This window comes from Armatimonas sp., from assembly GCF_964826245.1.
This window is the reverse complement of the sequence record NZ_CBAYMC010000283.1, coordinates 1-4,904: the sequence shown is the minus strand read 5'-3', so window position 1 is coordinate 4,904 and position 4,904 is coordinate 1. Positions and strand designations below refer to the sequence as shown.

Annotated in this window: 7 protein-coding genes; 2 read left to right on the top strand and 5 right to left on the bottom strand. The window is 57.9% G+C overall.

Annotated features, from left to right (window positions below):
- Together AC1XOS_RS19700 and AC1XOS_RS19695 are read left to right on the top strand one after the other, a co-directional pair.
- Nucleotides 1–428 (top strand): sulfite exporter TauE/SafE family protein (locus AC1XOS_RS19700; RefSeq protein ID WP_481963921.1); only part of this gene is annotated, 428 nt, incomplete at its 5' end.
- Nucleotides 429–711: 283 nt separating this feature from the next.
- Nucleotides 712–1,836, top strand: a complete 1,125-nt coding sequence (locus tag AC1XOS_RS19695; protein ID WP_481963920.1) for a S1C family serine protease — start codon at nt 712–714, stop codon at nt 1,834–1,836.
- On the opposite strand, the gene AC1XOS_RS19690 is transcribed toward AC1XOS_RS19695, so the two are convergent.
- From AC1XOS_RS19690 to AC1XOS_RS19670, 5 genes are read right to left on the bottom strand one after another with little or no spacing between them, the layout of a single operon-like run.
- On the bottom strand, nt 1,833–2,426 hold the full coding sequence (locus tag AC1XOS_RS19690; RefSeq protein WP_481963919.1) for a hypothetical protein: 594 nt from the start codon (nt 2,424–2,426) through the stop codon (nt 1,833–1,835). The two genes, AC1XOS_RS19695 and AC1XOS_RS19690, sit on opposite strands and share 4 nt — an antisense overlap.
- Before the next feature lie 13 nt (nt 2,427–2,439).
- On the bottom strand, nt 2,440–3,177 hold the full coding sequence (locus tag AC1XOS_RS19685) for an HAD family hydrolase (RefSeq protein WP_481963918.1): 738 nt from the start codon (nt 3,175–3,177) through the stop codon (nt 2,440–2,442).
- A 32-nt stretch (nt 3,178–3,209) separates the two neighbouring features.
- Nucleotides 3,210–3,473 carry a hypothetical protein gene (locus AC1XOS_RS19680; protein WP_481963917.1) on the bottom strand — a complete coding sequence of 88 codons (264 nt, stop codon included), beginning with the start codon at nt 3,471–3,473 and terminating at the stop codon, nt 3,210–3,212.
- Nucleotides 3,470–4,102 carry a phosphate signaling complex protein PhoU gene (gene phoU / locus AC1XOS_RS19675; RefSeq protein ID WP_481963916.1) on the bottom strand — a complete coding sequence of 211 codons (633 nt, stop codon included), beginning with the start codon at nt 4,100–4,102 and terminating at the stop codon, nt 3,470–3,472. The genes AC1XOS_RS19680 and phoU overlap by 4 nt, the downstream gene beginning before the upstream one ends.
- A 49-nt stretch (nt 4,103–4,151) precedes the next feature.
- The gene (locus AC1XOS_RS19670) at nt 4,152–4,856 is read right to left on the bottom strand and encodes an ABC transporter ATP-binding protein (protein WP_481963915.1); all 705 of its coding nucleotides are present in this window, start codon (nt 4,854–4,856) and stop codon (nt 4,152–4,154) included.
- Nucleotides 4,857–4,904: the final 48 nt, after the last annotated feature.

Below are 4,904 nucleotides of genomic sequence, written 5' to 3'. Positions count from 1 at the left end.
TCAAGCCCTCCTCCCTCCGCTCCGCTCCTCCCTCCTCCCAATCCTGGGAGGAGGGGAAGAAATTCCCCTTACCCATTGCCTTGTTTTTGCTGGGTGTGGCGGTCTACGGTGGCTACTTTGGGGCGGGCATTGGGATTCTGACGCTGGCGGCTCTCGGAATGCTGGGCATGACCGAGATCCATAAGATGAACGGCCTCAAGACGGTCTTCACGGGTGGCTTGAACGTCGTGGCGTCGGTGGTGCTCATGATCAGCCACAAAGTGGATCTCAAGCTCGCGGCCTTGATGACCATCGGCGCGATGCTAGGCGGCTGGCTTGCCGTCGGTGTGGCACGTAAACTTGGGGCAGGCAACGTCCGCAAGCTGGTGATCGCCATCGGTGTGATGCTCTCCGTGCAGACCCTCCTACGCTACTGGGTTTTGACCTGAAATACACGTGTAAGAAACGTCTTTTTGCTTCGTTTGGTCTGCACACGTTCCCAGAGTCCTGAGGTTGCAGGTGTGGGCTGAGCCGCTTCTTCCTGCAAATGTTTGCCTAGAGTAGACTCAGGCAAATTGTTGTTCACAACTCTATTTCCTCCTCTATGCCAATCTCTTTGAGCTGCTTGTAGCTACGCGGGTGGCGCTGTAGCTTCCCCGTGCAATTTCTTTCACTTGGGGAACTTTGTTTTTTTTCCTGCGTATGAAAAAGGCAAAAGGAGTAAGATTTGTCATGGCTAGTTTTCGATGGAATCACCCCGCAACAGCTCTTGGGACGCTGCTCGTGGGCATGCTGGCAGGGGCGTGTGTGACAGTGCGGGGGGGAAGTGTGGAGTCGCTTCTGCCGGGCAAGCTGGCGGTGGCGGCCCCTCCCTACGCGGCGGATAAAGAGCCCATTGTGCAGGCGGCACGGCTCGCGGCTCCCTCGGTAGTGGCGATTGACACAACCTCACGCCAGAGTCGGACGGTCTTTGATAGCCGTGAGGACTGGTTCTATGGCCGGGGCCGCCAGGAGACCCGCGAAGTGCCGACGGGAGCGGGGTCGGGTGTTTTGTTAGAGGGTGGCTATGTCCTCACCAATCAGCACGTGGTCGGGGAGTCCGTAAAGACGGGCGGAAAGATCACGATCACCCTCACCGATGGCCGGGTATTTACCGCGCAGCCTGTTGGGGCGGATCGCGCCACCGATGTTGCGCTTCTTAAAGTCCAAGACCCACAGCGCCTGCCGACTGCTCAGCTTGGGGAGAACGATGCGCTGCTGCCTGGTCAGACGGTTTTGGCGATTGGCAACCCTGTGGGCCTCTCGCACTCGGTCTCAGCAGGCGTGGTCTCGGCGCTGGGACGACCTCTGGTGATGGAAGACCGCACCTACGAGAATCTCATTCAGACCGACACGGCTATCAATCCGGGCAACTCGGGGGGGGCGCTGGTGGACCTGGGGGGGAAAGTCGTGGGAATTAACACTCTGGTGCGCACGGATGCCCAGAATATCGGCTTTGCGATCCCTATCAAGACCGCCATGCAGATCGTCGGAGAGCTCAAGCGCTACGGCAAGGTCCGGCGCCCTTACGATGGGGTGGTTACCACGGAGCTGACGGCACGCTTGGCACGGATGCTACGGCTTCCTGAGGGAACAAGTGGCGTGGTGGTTCGGGCTGTCTACCGTAGCTCCCCCGCGGCCATGGCAGGCTTTCAGCAGGGCGATGTCATCGTGCGACTGGCAAGCACTCCCACTCCCGATGAGGCAAGTTACCGCAAGGTGCTGGAGAGCCAGCGAATCGGGCAGGAAGTTGAGCTGGGAATCCTCCGTGATGGCCAGCCTAGCACCGTCCGTCTGCGTCTTGCGGAAGCGCCTTAGTCCTCTTCGGTAGCCTCTGGGGCCTCAAGAGCTTCAGGGCCTCTCTGGCGGGCGTTCCACTCCTCTGCGAGTGCGCGTAGCTCTTCAGAGAGGCCCGTTTTCTTGGGGCTGGGGGCAGGTAGGGGGAGCGGTCGTGTCCAACCATCGGGGAGGCGATCGTTCTCCCAGCGGTTGCGGGCACGCACGCGTAGCTCCCGAAGCGCTTCGTTGTCTTCTTCGGTGGACTCGAAATGGAGCTCGATAGTCTCCCCGCGTGACTCGCGGTAGACCGCTTCCGCAATAGAGACATAGAGGACATCGCCTCGTTGCACGCTGGCCCCTGAGGCGAGATCTGGGTGCCCTATCGTTCGACCGGGCTCCTTTTTGCGCGAACTGCTCACGATGATTAAACCTCCTGGTGTCGCTTGAAAGCGCTCTCTTTGCACCGTGAGGCTTGCGCTCACACGGTCTCCTGCCGATGCTATCTGTCCCCCTACTACGGTGATCAATCTCCGAGGGGGAGGGATGAAAATCAGCCCTGCCGCGCCCTGATCGGGTGTCCAGAGACGCGGAGTGAGCAGATCTAGCATTCGAGCGGGTGCTAACATCATTTCCCTACTTAATCTATAGTATCGGCGACCTTTGCGCCGGATGCAAGTGTTTTGTTTCGAGAATAGGTGGCAAGAGCAAGATCTCCTCTAGTTTTTCGATACAGAAGCTTGCTTCAGAGCTACCTGCTCCCCGGAAAAGCACGCTTTGCCAGCCTGCGGCACGTGCCCCGGCAATATCAGCTTCGGGTGAGTCACCGACAAACATTAGTTCGCTCGATGTTAAACCAAGTAGCCCTCCTGCATAGTCAAAGAGCCGTGGATCGGGCTTAGGAGCGCCAAAATCCGCGTCTGCAACAATAACATCAAAAAACTCCGCTAGACCAACTTGGGCGAGCTTCTCCCGTTGGATATTCGAGGGGCCATTGGTGATAATTCCGAGGCGAAAGCTCTGCTGAAGTGCTTGAAGTGTTTCCTGTGTGCCGGGAAGTAGTTGAAGCGTAGCCTGCTCAGTGGCTTCGTAGGCCTGCTGAACCTTAGTGAGGCGGGTCGGGCTGGTGATCCCGAGTTTTTCTAGCGCGGCCTTCGTGAGCCGGCAGCGTAGTTCGGGCGTCGCTATGGTTCTGAGAGCAGCATAGCCAGGTGTCTTGTAGCCCCAGAGCTGGTGGTAGGCATGCTTAAGAGCCTCGGCGATCTGCGTGGGAGAGTGTTCCGGCATCAGGGGCAAGACGGCACTGATGGCAGCTCGCATCGCGCCCGTGGAGTCAATCAGCGTATCATCGAGATCAAAAAAAATGCCTCGCAGGTTGCCCATGACCCGTTATACCCAATATCGTACGGGTTTTGTTAGAATTCGTCGTCGAAATCGAACTCACCGCCACGCGGGCGCACCAGAGTCACTCGGACGGAGTCTTCGACAAAGCGAGTGATGGCTTCTTCTTGGGCAAGAGCGGCCACTTGTTGCTCTAGCTGCTCGATCTGCGGGGCATCTCCCTCACGTCGTGCGGCTTCGAGGCGCAGGGCCAGCGCTTCATGTAGCTTACTCCAGGTCTCAGCGCGAGGGGCACCATCGAGAAACTCTTCAATGAGGGAGTCTGTATCGCCTATCATGCATCCCCCACGCGCTCTGCAATATTGGTGCAGTGATCGCAGATGCGCTCTAAGTAGTAGGCCACAAAGAGCAAGTAGATCGCGTGGGAGACGGCATGGGGATCGCTTTCCAGAGTGGATTTCAGCTCGCCGCGCATGTGCTTGTAGAGCGCATCGGCTTCGTCATCGGAGGCAATCAAAATCGGGGCTTGCTTACGGTCTCGCCGCACAAAGGCATCTAGGGTGAGGCGCAGCATGTTCTGGGCTAACTCTCCCAGATGAGGAATGTCTACCAGAGGCTTGTAGATCGCCTCGACCGAGAGGCGCTTGGCGGCTTGTGCGATATCTACGGCATGATCCGCGATTCGCTCAATGTCCGTTGCGACGCGCAGGGCGGAGGTAATATGGCGCAGCTCGCTGCCCGAGGCCACTTTACGAGAGAGTAGCCTCAGGCAGTGTAGCTCCACTTCCTGCTCCATCCGATCCACAATGTTATCTCGTTCAAGCACGGCATCGGCGAGCTCCGTATTTTGCCGAACCAGTGCGGCAATACCGTCGCCGATCATCTCTTCCGCCGCCACTCCCATCTCTAGGAGCATACGCCGAAGTTCCTTGAGCTCTTCCTCAAAAGGTTGTTTTGATTTTGCCACGTTGTCTGTCAGTCTATCAAATAATCACGCTTTTGACATTAAGACCATGTTAATAGGCAAAACCTGCTTCGACACCAAAGACGTTTTCAAGTCTATCCGGAGTCAGAACCTCGGTAGGTGTTCCTTCTGCAACGAGCTTCCCCTGGTGCAAGAGCACAAGAGAGTCGCACCAGTTTTGCGCCAGACGTAGCTCATGAAGAGCCAGCGCGACGCTGCCTCCTGCCTGGCAGTGTTTCACGAGAAACCCCAGTAAGCGCTTCTGGTAGCGCAGGTCAAGGTGGGCGAGGGGCTCGTCTAGGAGTAGCAGGGGTGTGGCCTGAGCGAGCACACGCGCAATGGCACCACGCTGGCGCTCTCCCCCTGAGAGAGTAAGAAGAGAGCGATCCGCCAGGCTCTCTAGCTCCATTGCCTCAAGAGCCGCGGCAAGAGTGTCGGCTGATCTTGCCTGGAGCCCTGCCAGCTCTTTCAGGGTGAAAGCAAAGGAAATGGGGGTGGTTTGCGGTAGATAGGTCAGGAGCTGGGCCTTCAGTTGAGGTTTTAGGTTCTCTAGGGCCTCTTTCCCGAGGCAGATTCTACCAGAGTCAGGCTTGCGTTCTCCCACAAGGCAGCGCAGGAGCGTGGTCTTGCCGGAGCCATTGGGGCCGATGATCCCCGTGAGCTGCCCTGCGGGAAGCTTTAGCGTGACCGCTGTGAGGGCACTTCCCACCGTTACTCCCTCAGCACTGAGGGAGGCTTCTAATTGAATTTGTTTCACGTGAAACAAATTAGAGGGTGCGGCGGGTTGTTAGCAGGCCCGAGATGC